Source organism: Streptomyces millisiae (genome assembly GCF_031845425.1).
In the GTDB taxonomy this organism is placed as follows: Bacteria; Actinomycetota; Actinomycetes; order Streptomycetales; family Streptomycetaceae; genus Streptomyces; species Streptomyces millisiae.
On the sequence record NZ_JAVREM010000016.1, the window covers coordinates 77,964 to 93,695 of the forward strand.

At 73.3% G+C, this 15,732-nt stretch carries 16 protein-coding genes; 8 read left to right on the forward strand and 8 right to left on the reverse strand.

The genetic code is table 11. The features are described from left to right. The first annotated feature begins 68 nt into the window (after positions 1 to 68). Positions 69 to 998, forward strand: a complete 930-nt coding sequence (locus RNC47_RS15405; RefSeq protein ID WP_311599171.1) for an ATP-binding cassette domain-containing protein — start codon at positions 69 to 71, stop codon at positions 996 to 998. After that, complete coding sequence (locus tag RNC47_RS15410; protein ID WP_311599173.1) at positions 985 to 1,758, forward strand: ABC transporter permease; 774 nt, start codon at positions 985 to 987, stop codon at positions 1,756 to 1,758. The genes RNC47_RS15405 and RNC47_RS15410 overlap by 14 nt, the downstream gene beginning before the upstream one ends. Here RNC47_RS15410 and RNC47_RS15415 read toward each other — a convergent pair. Further along, positions 1,728 to 1,970 (reverse strand): ATP/GTP-binding protein, encoded by a 243-nt coding sequence (locus RNC47_RS15415; RefSeq protein WP_311599175.1) that lies wholly within the window; start codon positions 1,968 to 1,970, stop codon positions 1,728 to 1,730. The genes RNC47_RS15410 and RNC47_RS15415 overlap by 31 nt on opposite strands. 297 nt (positions 1,971 to 2,267) lie before the next feature. Between RNC47_RS15415 and RNC47_RS15420 the strand changes: the two genes are divergently transcribed. Beyond that, positions 2,268 to 3,392 carry an LLM class flavin-dependent oxidoreductase gene (locus RNC47_RS15420; protein WP_311599240.1) on the forward strand — a complete coding sequence of 375 codons (1,125 nt, stop codon included), beginning with the start codon at positions 2,268 to 2,270 and terminating at the stop codon, positions 3,390 to 3,392. Here RNC47_RS15420 and RNC47_RS15425 read toward each other — a convergent pair. The 3 genes from RNC47_RS15425 to RNC47_RS15435 form a co-directional block, all read right to left on the reverse strand. Beyond that, on the reverse strand, positions 3,361 to 3,753 hold the full coding sequence (locus RNC47_RS15425; protein WP_311599177.1) for an SCO5389 family protein: 393 nt from the start codon (positions 3,751 to 3,753) through the stop codon (positions 3,361 to 3,363). The genes RNC47_RS15420 and RNC47_RS15425 overlap by 32 nt on opposite strands. 259 nt (positions 3,754 to 4,012) lie before the next feature. Continuing rightward, entirely contained in the window at positions 4,013 to 4,696 is a 684-nt protein-coding gene (locus RNC47_RS15430) for a response regulator (RefSeq protein ID WP_311599179.1), read from the reverse strand. Continuing rightward, a complete protein-coding gene (locus RNC47_RS15435; protein ID WP_311599181.1) occupies positions 4,693 to 6,336 on the reverse strand; it encodes a sensor histidine kinase in 1,644 nt (547 codons plus the stop codon). Before RNC47_RS15435 ends, RNC47_RS15430 begins: the two co-directional genes overlap by 4 nt. Positions 6,337 to 6,546: 210 nt before the next feature. Here RNC47_RS15435 and RNC47_RS15440 point away from each other — a divergent pair, with 210 nt between their 5' ends. The 5 genes from RNC47_RS15440 (at position 6,547) to RNC47_RS15460 (ending at position 11,107) form a co-directional block, all read left to right on the forward strand. Beyond that, the gene (locus tag RNC47_RS15440; protein WP_311599183.1) at positions 6,547 to 7,938 is read left to right on the forward strand and encodes a cation:dicarboxylate symporter family transporter; all 1,392 of its coding nucleotides are present in this window, start codon (positions 6,547 to 6,549) and stop codon (positions 7,936 to 7,938) included. Positions 7,939 to 8,060: 122 nt separating this feature from the next. Next, a complete protein-coding gene (locus RNC47_RS15445; protein ID WP_311599185.1) occupies positions 8,061 to 8,891 on the forward strand; it encodes a phosphotransferase enzyme family protein in 831 nt (276 codons plus the stop codon). Between the two features lie 30 nt (positions 8,892 to 8,921). Beyond that, positions 8,922 to 9,602: a class I SAM-dependent methyltransferase gene (locus RNC47_RS15450; RefSeq protein ID WP_311599187.1), complete on the forward strand. Its 681-nt coding sequence runs from the start codon at positions 8,922 to 8,924 to the stop codon at positions 9,600 to 9,602. A 4-nt stretch (positions 9,603 to 9,606) separates the two neighbouring features. Continuing rightward, positions 9,607 to 10,284 (forward strand): endonuclease NucS, encoded by a 678-nt coding sequence (nucS, locus tag RNC47_RS15455; protein WP_311599189.1) that lies wholly within the window; start codon positions 9,607 to 9,609, stop codon positions 10,282 to 10,284. A 100-nt stretch (positions 10,285 to 10,384) separates the two neighbouring features. Further along, entirely contained in the window at positions 10,385 to 11,107 is a 723-nt protein-coding gene (locus tag RNC47_RS15460) for a VOC family protein (RefSeq protein WP_311599190.1), read from the forward strand. A 93-nt stretch (positions 11,108 to 11,200) separates the two neighbouring features. On the opposite strand, the gene RNC47_RS15465 is transcribed toward RNC47_RS15460, so the two are convergent. The 4 genes from RNC47_RS15465 to RNC47_RS15480 form a co-directional block, all read right to left on the reverse strand. Next, positions 11,201 to 13,498, reverse strand: coding sequence for an ATP-binding protein (locus RNC47_RS15465; RefSeq protein WP_311599192.1), 2,298 nt, complete (start codon positions 13,496 to 13,498; stop codon positions 11,201 to 11,203). A 121-nt stretch (positions 13,499 to 13,619) separates the two neighbouring features. Next, entirely contained in the window at positions 13,620 to 13,913 is a 294-nt protein-coding gene (locus RNC47_RS15470; protein WP_311599194.1) for an STAS domain-containing protein, read from the reverse strand. Between the two features lie 205 nt (positions 13,914 to 14,118). Further along, on the reverse strand, positions 14,119 to 14,967 hold the full coding sequence (locus RNC47_RS15475; RefSeq protein WP_311599196.1) for a 3-hydroxyacyl-CoA dehydrogenase family protein: 849 nt from the start codon (positions 14,965 to 14,967) through the stop codon (positions 14,119 to 14,121). Between the two features lie 96 nt (positions 14,968 to 15,063). Continuing rightward, positions 15,064 to 15,702: a TetR/AcrR family transcriptional regulator gene (locus RNC47_RS15480; RefSeq protein WP_311599198.1), complete on the reverse strand. Its 639-nt coding sequence runs from the start codon at positions 15,700 to 15,702 to the stop codon at positions 15,064 to 15,066. Positions 15,703 to 15,732 lie beyond the last annotated feature (30 nt).

The following is a 15,732-nucleotide window of genomic DNA, read 5'->3' on the forward strand; positions in this document are numbered from 1 at the left end:
TCACCCCAACGGCGCAGGGACCGCCGCCCCACCGGGCGGCGGTCCCTGCGCCGTCTTAGCGTTTCAGCGTGATCGAGCTGTCGGGCCTGACCAAGCGGTACGGCGCGAAGACCGCGGTGGACGGGTTGACGTTCACCGTCAGGCCCGGCGTGGTCACCGGCTTCCTGGGGCCGAACGGCGCCGGCAAGTCGACGACCATGCGGATGATGCTGGGGCTCGACCACCCGTCGAGCGGCGAGGTCAGGATCGACGGTCGGCGCTACGCGGAGCTGCGGGATCCGCTGACGTACATCGGGGCGCTGCTCGAGGCCCGGGCGGTGCATCCGGGGCGCACGGCCCGCCACCACCTGCTGTGCCTGGCGCAGAGCAACGGGATCCCGGAGCGCCGGATCGACGAGGTGCTGGACCTGGTGGGTCTCACGGCGGTGGCGCGGAAGCGGCCCAGGGGGTTCTCGCTCGGCATGGGGCAGCGGCTCGGCATCGCGAGCGCGATGCTGGGCGATCCGCGGATCCTGATGTTCGACGAGCCGGTCAACGGTCTCGACCCGGAGGGCATCCACTGGATCCGCAACCTGATGAAGCGGCTGGCCGCGGAGGGGCGGACGGTGTTCGTCTCCAGCCACCTGATGAGCGAGATGGCGCTGACGGCCGAGCACCTGGTGGTGATCGGCCGGGGGCGGCTGCTCGCCGACACGTCGATGGCGCGGTTCATCGAGGAGAACGCGCGGTCGTTCGTGCTGGTGCGCTCGCCGGAGGCGGAGCGGCTGCGGGAGGTGCTGACGGGGGCCGGTCTGGCGCCGACGCGGCGGCCGGACGGCGCGCTCGAGGTGGAGGGCGGCGACGCGGCGCGGGTCGGCGAGCTCGCGGCCGGGCACCGGCTGACGCTGCACGAGCTGAGCGTGCGCCAGGCGTCGCTGGAGGAGGCGTTCATGCGGCTGACGCACGGGACGGTGGAGTACCAGGCGCACGGTGGTGATGGCGACGATGAGCCGGGGTGAGGCGGGTCGGGTGCTGCTCTCCGAGTGGACCAAGATCCGCTCGGTGCGGTCCACGGTGTGGACGCTGGCGACGGCGCTGGTGGTGACGGTGGGCTTCGGCATGCTGATCTGCCTGCTGGTCAGGAACACCTTCGACGAGATGTCGCCGCGTGACCGGGTGACGTTCGACCCGACGCTGACCAGCTTCGCCGGCACCTCGCTCGGGCAGCTGGCGATGATCGCGTTCGGGGTGCTCGTGGTGTCGGGCGAGTACAGCACCGGGATGATCCGGGCCTCGCTGGCGGCGGTGCCGCGACGCGGGCTGCTGATGTCCGCGAAGGTCGCGGTGGCGACGGTGTTGGCGCTCGCGGTGGGCATGGCGACGAGCTTCCTGACGTTCCTGCTCGGCCAGGCGATGCTGGGTTCGCACCGCACGAACCTCGGCGAACCCGACGTGCTGCGGGCCGTGTTCGGCGGCGGGCTCTACATGGGCCTCATCGCGCTGTTCGCGATGGGGGTGGCGTGGATGCTGCGCAGCCCGATGCTGTCGTTCGGGGTGCTGATCCCGTTCTTCTTCATGATCTCCAGCATCCTGGCCAACGTGTCGGCGACGCGGAAGCTGGGCCGCTACCTGCCGGACCAGGCCGGCTCGTGGATCATGTCGGTGGTGAACACCGGGGACCGTCCCTACGGCCCGTGGGCGGGGCTCGGGATCATGGTGCTGTGGGTGGTGGCGGCGCTGCTCGGCGGCTATCTGGTGCTGCGGCGGCGGGACGCCTGACGGACGGTCCTGCGGTCGCGGGCGACCCAGCAGGGTGCGTGCCAGTGCCGGCGGTCCTCGACGGCGCCGAGCTGGGGCCAGGTGACGACGTGCGGCACGCCGGGCGGGATCTCCTGGTCGCACCCGGGGCAGCGGTAGTGCTTGACCGCCGCCGCGCCGGTGACCCGGCGCACCACCCACTCCTCGCCACGCCAGGTGTCCGTGCTCTCCATGCCGTACACGCGCGGGGTCGGCTGGGATCGCGGACAGGGCCGATTACGACGCGGGGACACGGGGCACCTCGGATGGTCTGGGCGGCTGGCTCGCCGGTGAACAGGCCGGTGTATCGAGTCTACGCAGCTCCGGAGGCCCTTCCCGGGGCCGCACTGCACCCATAATCAACCGATCATCACAAAAAAATGCCATTGGCCCGTGCCCTTGGCACGTGTCACCCGTTGTTCCAAGGGGGCACCCCTTGTTTCAGGGAGGCACCGCACGGCTTGGCGAGAAGGGCAACAGTGATGAACACGCTGCGGATAGGGACATTTGTGCTAGCCGGTCAGTATCCGGGGCAGAGCCACCGGGAGCCACTCGCACGGGCGATGCGCTCCGCGGTGGTCGCCGACGAGGTGGGCCTCGACTCCGTCTGGCTCGCCGAACACCACTTCGTGCCCTACGGCGTCTGCCCGTCCGCCACCACCCTGGCCGGGATGCTGCTCGGGCGCACCCGCAGGATCCGGGTCGGCACCGCGATCTCCGTGCTGACCACCACCCACCCCGTCGCGCTCGGCGAGCAGACCGCGCTGCTGCACCTCGCCTCGGGCGGTCGGTTCACGCTGGGCGTGGGGCGCGGCGGCCCCTGGGTCGACCTGGAGGTGTTCGGCGGCGGCGCCGCGGCGCTCGAACGGGGCTTCCCCGAGTCCCTCGACCTGCTGCTGCGCTGGCTGCGCGAGCCACGCGTGGCGGCGGCCGGCGAGCGCTACCGGTTCCGCGAGGTGCCGGTGGTGCCGAGACCGGCCGAACCACCCGAGGTGGTCGTCGCCTGCACCTCACCCGGCACGGTGCGCACCGCCGCCGAGCGGGGGCTGCCGATGCTGCTCGGGATGCACGTGGGCGACGAGGAGAAGGCCGAGATGGTCGCCATGTGGCGGGCCTGGGCCGCGGCGGCCGGGCACCCGCCGGAGGAGATCGCCACCGCGGGACACGTGTCGGCCGGGGTGTTCCAGGTCGCCGACAGCCACTCGGAGGCCGTCCAGGTCCTGCGCCGGGCCCTGCCCGGCTGGCTGCGCCTCGGTCTGTCCGCGCACCAGACGCTGGACGGCGGGCCGCGCCGGATGCGGGACCCGCTGGAGTACACGGAGCTGCTGTGCGAGCTGCACCCGGTCGGCGATCCGCAGCTGTGCGCGGACCGGCTCGCCGCGACCGCCGAGCGCACCGGCATCAGCCGCTTCGCGCTCCTCGCCGAGGGCTCGGGCGAGGCGGCCGTCACCGAGACGAACATCCGGCGGCTCGCGGACGAGGTGCTGCCGCTCCTGCCGCACACAGCGGCCGAAGCGGCGGCCAGGGCGGGGCTGGCGGCACCCGACGGGCCGGCGGCCGAGGCGGCCGGCCCGTCCGACGCCGTCAGCAGTCCCGCAGCTCCGGCGACTGGTTGAGTATCTGGCTCCGCACGGACGTGAACCTGGCATGGGCGTGGTCGGAGGCGGCGTCGAGGGGGAACACCGCCACCCGGTGACAGTTCTGGAAGGCCAGCTTCACCCCGAAGTGCCGCTCGAGCGCGCCCCGGATGGCGTCGCTGGCGAGCGCGCGCAGCAACTGTCCACGGGCGTGCTCGTTGGGCGGGGGTGTGGTGTTGTCGGCGAACTCGCCCCCGTCGACCTTCAGCCGGGCGACCAGATCACTGATCATGTCCCAGGCGAAGGGCAGGGATGTTCGGACGCAGTCGACGAACTCCTTCTCGTCGACCTCGCCTCGCTCGGCCTGCTCAAGCAGCACCGGTGAGACGTCGAGCGACATCGGATTCTCCTCTCGGACCCCTGGCGAGGGGGTCTGGCGGACGGGCCGCGGGAACCACGCCGCCCGTCACCGCGTCCAACCATGGGCACGGGTGCGTTCAGGCGGCGACGTCCCGTGGCCAACGGTAGGCGCCCTGGCCCGCACATGTCAGTGGAACGGGCAGATAACTGGCCATCACCGAATCCCACCAATCCCCACCATTTCCCAAGTCACACACGCCACTTGGGCACGCGCGCCGGCCGCCGGGCCAGGCGCGGCGTTATCGCTCGGTGAGCCAGCGGTAGCACAGCTCCGGGCGTCCCACCTGTCCGTACTGCGGGCGGCGCTCGGCCCGGCCGCTGTCCACCAGGTGCTCCAGGTAGCGACGCGCGGTGATCCGCGAGATGCCGACCGCCGCCCCGGCCGCCGAGGCCGTGACGCCCGCCTCCCCGGCCTCCCGCAGCACCCGGGTCACGGACGTGAGCGTGGGGCCGCTCATCCCCTTCGGCAGCTCGGCCGGCCGGGGCGCGCGCAGCGCGGCGAGCGCCCGGTCGACCTCCTCCTGGCCGCCGGCCTCCCCCGCCGCGGCCCGGAACTCCGCGTACCGCACAAGCCGATCACGGAGCGTCGCGAAGGTGAACGGCTTGAGCACGTACTGCACGACGCCGAGCGACACGCCCTCGCGGACCACCGCCAAGTCCCTGGCGGAGGTCACCGCGATCACGTCGGCGCCGTGCCCGGCGGCCCGCAGCGAGCGGACCAGGCGCAGCCCGTGGCCGTCCGGCAGGTAGAGGTCGAGCAGCAGCAGGTCGACCGGGGTACGCTCCAGCAGCCGCTGCGCCTCGCTCCCCGAGTGGGCGGTGCCGCGCACCGCGAACCCCGGCACCCGCTCCACGTAGCGGCCGTGCGCCTCGGCCGCCAGCGGGTCGTCCTCGACGACCAGCACCCCGATCTCGTCCGTCACGCCGCCACCCCCGCCCGCAGCGGAAGCCGGACGACGCACAGCGCGCCGCCGGCCGGTGCCCGGGAGATCTCGATCGTGCCCCGGTTGCGCCGCACCGCCTGTCTGACCAGGGCGAGCCCCAGGCCGCGGCCGACGCCCTGCTTGCCGGTCTTGGTGGACCAGCCGCGGCGGAACGCGTCCTCCACGGCCTCCGGCGCGATCCCGGCGCCGGTGTCGGCGACGCTCAGCAGCAGCTCGCCGTCGAGCGCCCGGACGGTGACGCCGACCCGGCCGGGGGCCGCGCCGTCGCCGCAGGCGTCCACCGCGTTGTCGATCAGGTTGCCCAGGATGGTCACCAGGTCGCGCGGCGCCAGGTCGGGCGGCAGCACCCCGTCGTCCATCCGGCTCTCCGGGGTGAGCAGCAGCTCCACGCCCCGCTCGTTGGCCTCGGCCGCCTTGCCGAGCAGCAGCGCCGCCAGCACCGGCTCGCCGACGGCGCCCACCACCTGGTCGGTGAGCGCCTGGGCCAGCTCCAGCTCGGCGGTGGCGAACTCCACGGCCTCCTCGGCCCGGCCCAGCTCGATCAGCGAGACGACGGCGTGCAGCCGGTTGGCCGCCTCGTGCGCCTGGGAGCGCAGCGCCTCCGCGAAGCCGCGCACCGAGTCGAGCTCGCCGGCCAGCGACTGGAGCTCGGTGTGGTCGCGCAGGGTGACCACGGTGCCGTGCCGCTCGCCGCCGTTGACCGGCGAGGTGTTGAGCACCACGATCCGCTCGTCCGTCACGTGCACCTCGTCGACCCGGGGCTCGGGAGAGAGCAGCGCCTCGGTCAGCGGGCGCGGCAGACCGAGGCGGTCGGCCGGCCGGCCGAGCTGGTCGCCGGTGAGGCCCAGCAGCTCCCGGCCCGCGTCGTTGATCAGCGCGATCCTGCCCTGGGCGTCGAGCAGCAGCAGGCCCTCGCGGACGGCGTGCAGGCTGGCCTCGTGGTAGTCGTGCATCCGGCTGAGCTCGGCGGCGTTCATGCCGTGCGTGTGCCGGCGCAGCCGGGCGTTGATCACATAGGTGCCGACGCCGCCGAGCACCAGGGCGCCGGCGGCCATCGCGAGCAGCGCGGCGACCTGGCCGGCCAGCCTGGCGCTGATCTCGTCGACCGTGATCCCGGCGCTGACCAGGCCGATCACCTGCCCGTCGGCGTCCTGCACGGGGGTGACGACGCGGACCGAGCGGCCGAGGGTGCCGGTGTAGGTCTCGGTGAAGGTCTCGCCGCGCAGCGCCGACTCGGTGTGGCCCAGGAACGTGTCGCCGATCCGGGCCGGGTCGCGGTGGGTCCAGCGCTCGCCGTCCGGGGCCATGATCGTGACGAAGGTGATCCCGCCGCCGTCCATCACGCGCTCGGCGTAGGGCTGGAGCACGGCCGACGGATTCGGGCCGACCGCCGCCTCCCGCACGGCCGGTGAGTTGGCCACGGCCACCGCCGCCGCCGTCACCTGGTCACGCGCCGCGTCCTCGGCCTGGTCGCGGTCGGTGACATAGGCGAAGACCGCGCAACCGGCCACCACGGCCGCCACCAGCACCACCTGCATGGCGAAGAGCTGGCCGGCCAGGCTGCGCGGCCTCGGCAGCCGCGGTGGGCGCGACAGCCGGAAGGGACGGGGCAGGTACATGCCGCCAGTGTGCCCGGATTATGACGATGGCCGAAACCCGCCCGTCACGCGCGATCACGCGGCCGTCATGAACGTAATGAACGTAAGCGTGACCCCGGTCACAGGGGGGTGCATATTCACCTGGACGTCGAGGCGAAGCCTCCGTTCGGCAACGTTCGGCAACCCGGCACGAGAGCCGCACCACTCCACGAGGACGAGGAGACGAGAACCGTGGCTGCGCAGACCCCCACCGCGCCCGAGCAGGGCGGCAAGACCCGACGGGATCGGACCCACTACCTCTACATCGCCGTCATCGCGGCGGTGGTCGCCGGCATCGTGGTGGGCCTCGCGGTCCCCGACTTCGGTGTCGAGCTCAAGCCGCTGGGCACCGGCTTCGTCAACCTGATCAAGATGATGATCTCCCCGGTCATCTTCTGCACGATCGTGCTGGGCATCGGCTCGGTCCGCAAGGCCGCCAAGGTCGGCGCGGTCGGCGGCCTGGCGCTCGGCTACTTCATGGCGATGTCCACGCTGGCGCTGGCCATCGGCCTGGTCGTCGGCAACATCCTGGAGCCGGGCCACGGCCTGCACATCACCGAGGCCGCGGCGGACGTCGGCGCCTCGCAGGCCGAGGGCGCCTCCGAGTCCACCACGGACTTCCTGCTCGGCATCATCCCGACCACCATGGTCTCCGCCTTCACCGAGGGCGAGGTGCTGCAGACGCTGCTGATCGCGCTGCTCGCCGGTTTCGCGCTGCAGGCGATGGGCTCGGCCGGCGAGCCGGTGCTGCGCGGCATCGAGCACATCCAGCGGCTCGTCTTCCGGGTCCTCGCCATGATCATGTGGGCGGCCCCGGTCGGCGCCTTCGGCGCCATCGCGGCGGTGGTCGGCGAGACCGGCGTGGACGCGCTGCGCTCGCTCGCGGTCATCATGATCGGCTTCTACCTGACCTGTGTGGTCTTCGTCTTCGGCATCCTCGGCCTGCTGCTGCGGGTGGTCGCCGGCGTCAACATCTTCTCGCTGCTGCGCTACCTGGGCCGCGAGTTCCTGCTGATCCTCTCCACCTCGTCGTCCGAGTCGGCGCTGCCGCGCCTGATCGCCAAGATGGAGCACGCGGGCGTCAGCAAGCCGGTCGTCGGCATCACCGTGCCGACCGGCTACTCCTTCAACCTGGACGGCACCGCGATCTACCTGACCATGGCCTCGCTGTTCATCGCCGAGGTGATGGGCGACCCGCTGTCCATCGCCGAACAGCTGTCCCTGCTCGGCTTCATGATCATCGCCTCCAAGGGCGCGGCGGGCGTCACCGGCGCCGGCCTGGCCACCCTGGCCGGCGGCCTCCAGTCGCACCGCCCCGAACTCCTCGACGGCGTCGGCCTGATCGTCGGCATCGACCGCTTCATGAGCGAGGCCCGCGCCCTCACCAACTACGCGGGCAACGCGGTGGCCACGGTCATCATCGGCACCTGGACCAAGGAGGTCGACAAGGAGCGGATGTCCCAGGTCCTCAGGGGCGAGCTGCCGTTCGACGAGGCCACGATGGTCGACGACGGCCACGGCGCGCCGCCGGCCGAGCCGGCGAAGCCGGACCTGGCCAAGCCGAAGGAGCCCGCCGGCGTCTGACCCCGACCGCTCCCCGTGCCGGACGCGCCCCCCTCGCCACGCGGCGAGGGGGGCGCGCCGTCGACCACTTGGTAGGGTGCGCGCGTTCAGCGCGTGGAGAGGGAGAGGGGGGCGGGGCGACGATGCAGGCGTCAGAGGCCCGTCGTGCGACGGCCGCGGCCATCTCCACCGCCTCGTCGCTCGGCCTGACGGTCGACGACGCGGTCGTCCTTCATGACTCGAACAAACTCACGCTGCGGCTGCTGCCCTGCGATGTCGTGGCCCGGGTGGCACCCGTGGCGCATCAGATCGCCCGGTTCGAGGTCGAACTCGCCCAGCGGCTCGCCGAGTCCGGGTGCCCCGTCGCCGTCCCCGACCCCCGGGTGGAGCCGCGCGTCCATGAGCGCGACGGCTTCGACATCACCCTGTGGACCCACTGCGAAGCCGTGTCACCCCGGGAGTTCTCACCGGCCGACCACGCCGACGCGCTCCGGCGGCTGCATGCCGGCATGCGCGGGCTGGACGTCCCGACGCCCCACTTCACGGACCGGGTCGAGGAGGCCCAACGGCTCGTGGCGGACCGCGACCGCACTCCGGCGCTCGCCGACGCGGACCGGGAGCTGCTCGGCGACACGTTGCGAACGCTGAGGCGGGTGATCGGCGAGCGCGGCGGCGCCGAGCAGCCGCTGCACGGCGAGCCGCACCCGGGCAACGTGCTCGCCACGAAGCACGGCCTGCTGTTCATAGATTTCGAGACGTGCTGCCGCGGGCCGGTCGAGTTCGACCTCGCCCATGCCCCCGAAGAGATCGGCGCGCACTACCCCGGTGTCGACCACGACCTGCTGCGCGACTGCCGGCTCCTCGTGCTGGCGATGATCACGACCTGGCGCTGGGACCGGGACGACCAACTCCCCGACGGGCGCCGCCTCGGCAGGGAGTGGCTCGGCCAGATCCGGGCGGCACGCGGTGGCTGATCGCGGCACGGCAGGCCCTAGGGTGGGCCGATGACCAGGACCGCGGCGCTGGCCGCGAACTTCGACGAACTGGCCGACGGCTACGACCACGAGCGCCACGAGGAGATCGCGCGGGCCGTGGTCGCGTGGGTGGCTCCGCGTCCGGACGAGGCCGCCGCCGACGTGGCGTGCGGGGCGGGGGCCGTCGCCCTGCACCTCGCCGCGAACCGTCCCGGCACGGCCCGGCCGGTGCTGGCCGTCGACCTGTCTCCCCGGATGATCGCCGTGGGCCGGGCCCGCGCCGCCGCCCTGGGAGGCGCCCCGGGGATCGACTGGCGCGTCGGCGACGCCGTGCCGCTGCCGGTCGCCGATCAGGCACTCGACCTCGTGTTCTGCGCCTCCGCCCTGCACTTCCTCGGACGCCGGGCCCTCGCCGACTGGCGACGCGTGCTGCGCCCCGGCGGCCGCGTGGTCTTCACCCTTCCCCTCGCCACCCACTTCAGTCCCTCGGGTGCCATCGCCGAACTCCTCGCCCCGGACGTGCCGTTGCCCCGCTCGGCGCGAGAGGCCGACGAACTGGCGGCGGCCGGCGGGTTCACGGAGCCCGACTCCCGCGTCCTGCCGCTCGGCACCCGTCGGGTGGTGATGACCTCCGCGACGCATCCAGCCGGACCGTCGCGCCCCCGGATCCGGACGGGTGGCACGGGCGCACTCCCCCGGCCCGTAGGCTGAGCGCATGCGTCTCGTCATCGCCCGCTGCTCGGTCGACTACGCCGGCCGCCTCACCGCTCATCTCCCCTCCGCGCCACGGCTGATCCTCGTCAAGGCCGACGGATCGGTCTCGATCCACGCCGACGACCGGGCCTACAAGCCCCTCAACTGGATGTCGCCGCCGTGCACTCTGAAGGAGGCCGAGGGAGACGGCGACGCCAAGGCGGTGTGGACCGTCGAGAACAAGGGCGGCGAGAAGCTCATCATCACGATGGAGGAGATCCTGCACGACTCCTCCCACGAACTCGGCGTCGATCCCGGGCTGATCAAGGACGGCGTCGAGGCACACCTCCAGGAGCTGCTGGCCGACCGGATGGAGACCCTGGGCGAGGGCAGCACGTTGATCCGCCGCGAGTACCCGACGGCGATCGGCCCGGTCGACATCCTGGGCCGCGACGCCGAGGGCACGACCATCGCGGTCGAGATCAAGCGGCGCGGCGAGATCGACGGCGTCGAACAGCTCACCCGCTACCTGGAGTTGCTCAACCGCGACCCGCGTCTCGCGCCGGTGAAGGGCGTCTTCGCGGCCCAGGAGATCAAGCCGCAGGCCCGCACGCTGGCGACCGACCGTGGCATCCGGTGCGTCACGCTGGACTACGACGCGCTGCGCGGCATCGAGGACGACAAGCTGCGGCTGTTCTGAGTACGGCCGCTGGCGTCTTATTCGCTTGGCCCGCCCGTCCCCGCCTCCCTAGCATGGCGCTGCTGCGGCTGTGAGCCAGCGGATCGGAGATGTCACGGGGATGACCGCCCACCTTCACGCGCTCAGTTTCGACGCGCACGAACCACAACGTCTCGCCCGCTTCTGGGCGGGCGTCCTGGGCTGGGAGACGGCCGACGACCCGCACGACGCCATCGCGCTCCTGCCGAGCGACGACACCGGGTTCCGGCTCCGTTTCCTCCCCTCCGAGGAGCCGAAGCGGGGCCAGAACCAGGCCCACTTCGACCTCACCAGCACCTCCCCCGACGACCAGCGGCAGGTCGTGGCGCGGGCGCTCGACCTCGGCGCCCGGCACATCGACGTCGGTCAGCGCCCCGAGGAGGGGCACGTGGTGCTCGCCGACCCCGAGGGCAACGAGTTCTGCGTCATCGAGCCGGGCAACAACTTCCTCGCCGACTGCGGCTTCGTCGGGGCGCTCGCCTGCGACGGCTCGCAGGAGGTCGGCTACTTCTGGAGCCGGGCGCTGGACTGGCCGCTGGTCTGGGACCAGGACCAGGAGACGGCGATCCGCTCACCGCACGGCGGCCCGAAGATCACCTGGGGCGGCCCGCCGGTGGAGCCGAAGACCGGGAAGAACCGGCTGCACTTCGACCTCGTCCCGCCCGCCGACGGCGACCAGCGGGCGGAGGTCGACCGTCTCCTCTCCCTCGGCGCGAAGCGTCTCGACATCGGCCAGGGCGAGGTCGACTGGGTGGTACTGGCCGATCCCGACGGCAACGAGTTCTGCGTGATGCCGCCGCGCTGACGGGCCGGCGGCGGGGGCACTCCGTGCGGTAGTACGGCCGACGCCGGCGCGGCCGCGGGCCGCGCGGCGCGCGCGGCCTGCGGCCGCGGAACGTCACACGGTCGGCGTCTCCGTCGGCGTCTCGGTGGGGTCGGCCGGTCCCGAGGCCGTCGCGCCGTTGGACTCGCCGCCGGAGTCGCCTGGCTCGGTCGGCTCGCCGGTGGGTTCCTCGGGGGTGGGTGTCTCCTCCGGCTCCTCGGGTTCGGTGGGCTCGGGGTCCGGGGGCGGGGTCGTGGGGTCCGGTTCCGTCGTCTCACCGTCGCTGCCGCCGGAGTCGCCTCCGGTGCTGGAGGCCCCTCCGTCATCCGAGCCACCGGTCGACGAACCGTCGCCCGTCGTCGGATCATCCGGCGTGTACGTCGGGTCGTCGTACGTCGGCGCCGTCTCGGGCGGCGTCGTGGGGTCGGTGGTCGGTTCCGACGGGGTCGTGGGGTCGTCGCTCGGGGACGGGGACTCGCTGGGCGTCGGCTCCGTGGGGTCGGCGTCCGTCGTCAGGGGGGCGTCGTCGTCGGTGGGCGAGGGCTCGGGGCGGCCGCCGTCGTCCGGGTTGTCGCCGTCGCCGCTGAGGCCGAAGGCGACCACCGTGCCGAGGACGGCCGCGAGCGCGGCCGCCGCGCCGGCGACCGCCACGTTGCGCCGCATGCCGCGCCGGCGGTCGCGCGTGGGCGGGGGCGCGGCGGAGCCGACGGGCGTGAGGCGGGTGGTCTCCCGGTCGCCGCCATCGTCGGCGGCCGGCGAGGCGGGCGCGGTGACCGCCGGGAGCTGCGCCGTGCTGGCGGCCGGCGGGAGGGCGAGCGGCTGGGTGACGTCCTGGGCGGCCGGCGGCAGGGCGAGCGGCCGGCTGAGGTCGTCGACGAGGGCCAGCGCCCGGCGGCCGGCGACCGCGCCGCCCGCGTCGGACAGCACGCCGCGCAGCGCCGTGGCCGCCTCCAGCTCGGCGCGGGCCCGGGCCAGCTGCCCCTGGCAGATGGCGAGCACGCCCAACTCGTGGTGGAAGTAAGCCTGTTGCGCGACCGCCCCGGCGCCGCGCGCCGACTCGGCGCCGCTGCGCAGCACCCGCTCCCAGACGTTCCACCGGAGCGACGCGGCGAGCGCCGGCGCGGCGACCCGCGCGAGGTCGGCGACGGCGGCGGCGTGGCCGGCGCGCTGCGCGGCCTGGACGACGCTGGGCAGCACCTCGGCCTCGGCCGCGGCGTCCGCGCCGGTGGCGCCGCGGCGGCCGAACCACGCCGCGTAGTGCTGGGCCGCGGTGAGCGACCTGGCCTCGGCGCCCTCCGCGTAGCCGGCGCCCAGCAGGTCGCCGAGGGCGGCGGAGGTCAGCCGGTGGCGGGCGCCGATCGGGCTGAGCAGGCCGCTGGCCACGAGCTCGGCGTGGTGGTCGGGGGCCGCGGGGTCGGCGACGAGGGCGAGCAGCCGCTCGGGGCCCGGCACGACGTCGCCGAGCGCCACCGCGAGACGCAGGATCTCGCGGGCGCCCTCGGGGAGGGCTTCGGCGAGCGCGAGGACGAGGTCGGCCGGCTCGGGCAGTTCGGCGGCGCCGGACGTCTGGCCGCGCAGCCGCAGCAGCGCGCCGGCCTGGACGAAGCGCTGCGGCAGGCCCTCGCTGTGGAACCAGAGGTCGCCGGCCCAGTCGGCCTCGACGTCGGTGAGCGGGCGGGCGACGGCGAGTTCGAGGAGTTCCAGGGAGGCGGTGCGGCTGAGGCCGCCGATGGTGACCTCGGTCACGCCTGAGCGCTCGCCGCGGGCCGGCACGCCGGGGCGCGCGGATATCAGGAAGGCGCACTCGGGGGTGGCCTCCAGGATCTCGTCGAGCGCGGTGCCGCCGAACTCGATGTCGTCGATGACGACCACGGCGCCGACCTCGCGCAGCTCGGCGACCAGTTCGGTGGGTCCCGGGCGGTAGCCGGGGGTGTGGTGGACGGCGGCGTACAGCTCGTGCAGCAGGTCCTTGGGGCCGCGCCGGTAGCCGCTGAGCCGGATGACGCCGTAGGGCGCGAGCTCGGCGCAGTCGCGGGCGACGGCGTTGAGGAGCGTGCTGCGGCCGCTGCCGGCCGGTCCGGTGAGGCGGACGGAGCGGCCGCGCGCCATTAGCCGGTAGAGCCGGTGCCGCTCCTCCTCGCGCTCCAGGAGCGGTCCTTCGTGGGCGGGCGCGGGGCCCTCGCCGCCGGGGGCCCGGCGCGGGGCTATCGGGCGACGCCCCGGTGGGCAGGAGACGATCTCGCTGCCGTCGACGGGGTTGACGGTGAGGAGGAAGTCCCCCGCGACCAACTCGACCATCGGGCGCGGACCGTCGTCAGAGCCGTCCGAGTCCCGGGGCGGTTCGCCGTAGGGTACGGGGTGGTTGAGGTCCATGGTCAGTGTCTCTCACGCGCGGTCCGGGGAGCTTGGCTGTCCCCACGCTACCGCCGCCGCCCGACGCTTCGCACAAGTGGGCAGGTCACCGTGGGATCACGGTGCGGGATCGCGAGCGGGATCACGAGGCGATGGTGAGGACGCGGTGCAGCCGGGTGGCGACCAACACCCGCCGCATGCGGGGCGGCACATCGTGCAGCACCAGGCGCCGGCCGCACCGCCCCGCCCTGCGGTGGGTGCCCATGATGACGCCGAGCCCGGTGGCGTCCCACGAGTCGAGCCCGGCCAGGTCGAGCACCAGGTCGCCGTCCCCGGCGTCCACCGCGCGGTGCAGGGCGGTTCTGGCGTCGGCCGCGCTGCGCACGTCGAGCCGGCCCGCGACGACCAGCCGCGCGTGGTCGCCCCTGATGTGCATGGATGACTCCCCCGGTTCCGTGGTGGTGACAGCGGCTGACGGTGCTGACTGGGCTGACGGTGCTTCAGAGTTCAAGGTTTCAGACTTATACAGCAGACGGTGCCGTGGGTGGCGGGGTTGCCAGCCGTGCTCAAACCGATACCGAAACCGGCGCCCCGATCACCCGGGCGAGTGACCGGCGGCGGCGCGGCCGGTCACTGGCGGCTCAGTACGCGTAGAAGCCGCGGCCCGTCTTGCGCCCGAAGTCGCCGGCGTCGACCATGCGGCGCATGAGCTCCGGGGGCGCGAACTTCTCGTCCCTGGACTCGGCGTAGATGTTCTCGGTGGCGTGCTTGAGGATGTCGACGCCGGTGAGGTCGGCGGTGGCCAGCGGCCCCATGGCGTGGCCGAAGCCGAGTTTGCAGGCCAGGTCGATGTCCTCGGCGGAGGCGACGCCGGCCTCGTAGAGCTTGACGGCCTCCACCACCAGGGCCGAGATCAGCCGGGTGGTGACGAAGCCCGCGACGTCGCGCTCGACGACGATGCAGGTCTTGCCGGTGGACTCGGCGAACTCGCGGGCGGTGGCGAGGGTCTCGTCGCTGGTCTTGAGCCCGCGGACCAGCTCGCACAGGCTCATCAGCGGCACCGGCGAGAAGAAGTGGGTGCCGACGACCCGCTCGGGGTTGCGGGTGGCGGCGGCGAGCTTGGTGATGGGGATGGCCGAGGTGTTGGAGGCCAGCACGGTGGTGTCCTTGACCAGGCCGTCCAGGGTGCGGAACAGCTCGCGCTTGACCTCGACCTGCTCGAAGACGGCCTCCACGACGATGTCGGCGTGGGCCACGGCGTCGAGCTCGGTGCTGGTGGTGATCCGCTCCAGCGCGGCGGCCGCCTCGTCCTGCGTGAGCTTGCCCTTCTCCACGAACTTGGCCCAGGACGCCTGGACGCCCTGGACGCCGCGGCGCAGCGCCTCCTCGGTGGTGTCGACCACGGTGACCCGCCAGCCCGCCTGGGCGGCGACCTGCGCGATGCCGGAACCCATCAGTCCGGCGCCGATGACGGCGAGCTCCCTGGCCACGTGATCTCCCTCGATCCGGTGCGAGTTAAGGGGTGCACGACCCTACTACCCACCGGTAGCCGTTCGGCACGGCGCACGGGCGGGAAGAGACGCGCGTCACGCGGCGGGGCGCCGGGCGTAGTCGAGGACGCGGTCGCTCATCAGCCACTGGGCGTCGTCCAGCATCTCCAGCATGCGCTTGGCGACCTCGGGCACCGGCTCGTCGTTCAGCAGGCAGGCGCCGCCGGTGCGGAACACGCTGGCCTGGACCGACATCAGGTGCTCGGAGACCAGCTCGGGGATCCGGTCGTCGGCGGCGGCGCCGGCCTCGGCGCGCAGCACCTCGGCGAGCCGCTGGCCGGTCTGCTGCTGCATCTCGCGCAGCCGGTGCAGCAGCGCCGGGGAGGCGAACACGGTGCGCATGAACTTCCCGTAGCCCTCGCTCAGCCCGACCCACGGCTGGCGCTCCTCGATGTCCTGCCGCAGGCCGCGCAGGATCGCCTCGGTCGCGGACTCGCCCGGGGCCCGCTCCAGCACGCGCCGGGCGGGGCGCTCGATGCTGTCGGTGGCGCGGTCGAAGAAGAGGTCCTCCTTGGCGGGGAAGTAGTTGTAGACCGTGTTGACGGAGACCTCGGCGGCCTCGGCGATCTCGGCCACGGTGACGGCCTCGAACCCCCGCTCGATGAACAGCCCGGTCGCGACGTCGGAGATGTGCTGCCGCGTCTGTTGTTTCTTGCGCTCTCTCAGGCCGCTCATGACCTCATCGTAGCCATCCTTGACCAACTT

What these genes read in the sequence shown, in the direction of transcription:
- RNC47_RS15410 (WP_311599173.1), top strand. Translation starts at nt 985, where the DNA reads ATGAGCCGGGGTGAGGCGGGTCGGGTGCTGCTCTCCGAGTGGACCAAG.
- RNC47_RS15415 (WP_311599175.1), bottom strand. Translation starts at nt 1,970, where the DNA reads ATGGAGAGCACGGACACCTGGCGTGGCGAGGAGTGGGTGGTGCGCCGG.
- RNC47_RS15425 (WP_311599177.1), bottom strand. Translation starts at nt 3,753, where the DNA reads ATGTCGCTCGACGTCTCACCGGTGCTGCTTGAGCAGGCCGAGCGAGGC.
- RNC47_RS15435 (WP_311599181.1), bottom strand. Translation starts at nt 6,336, where the DNA reads ATGTACCTGCCCCGTCCCTTCCGGCTGTCGCGCCCACCGCGGCTGCCG.
- RNC47_RS15445 (WP_311599185.1), top strand. Translation starts at nt 8,061, where the DNA reads ATGCAGGCGTCAGAGGCCCGTCGTGCGACGGCCGCGGCCATCTCCACC.
- RNC47_RS15450 (WP_311599187.1), top strand. Translation starts at nt 8,922, where the DNA reads ATGACCAGGACCGCGGCGCTGGCCGCGAACTTCGACGAACTGGCCGAC.
- nucS (WP_311599189.1), top strand. Translation starts at nt 9,607, where the DNA reads ATGCGTCTCGTCATCGCCCGCTGCTCGGTCGACTACGCCGGCCGCCTC.
- RNC47_RS15460 (WP_311599190.1), top strand. Translation starts at nt 10,385, where the DNA reads ATGACCGCCCACCTTCACGCGCTCAGTTTCGACGCGCACGAACCACAA.
- RNC47_RS15465 (WP_311599192.1), bottom strand. Translation starts at nt 13,498, where the DNA reads ATGGACCTCAACCACCCCGTACCCTACGGCGAACCGCCCCGGGACTCG.
- RNC47_RS15470 (WP_311599194.1), bottom strand. Translation starts at nt 13,913, where the DNA reads ATGCACATCAGGGGCGACCACGCGCGGCTGGTCGTCGCGGGCCGGCTC.
- RNC47_RS15480 (WP_311599198.1), bottom strand. Translation starts at nt 15,702, where the DNA reads ATGAGCGGCCTGAGAGAGCGCAAGAAACAACAGACGCGGCAGCACATC.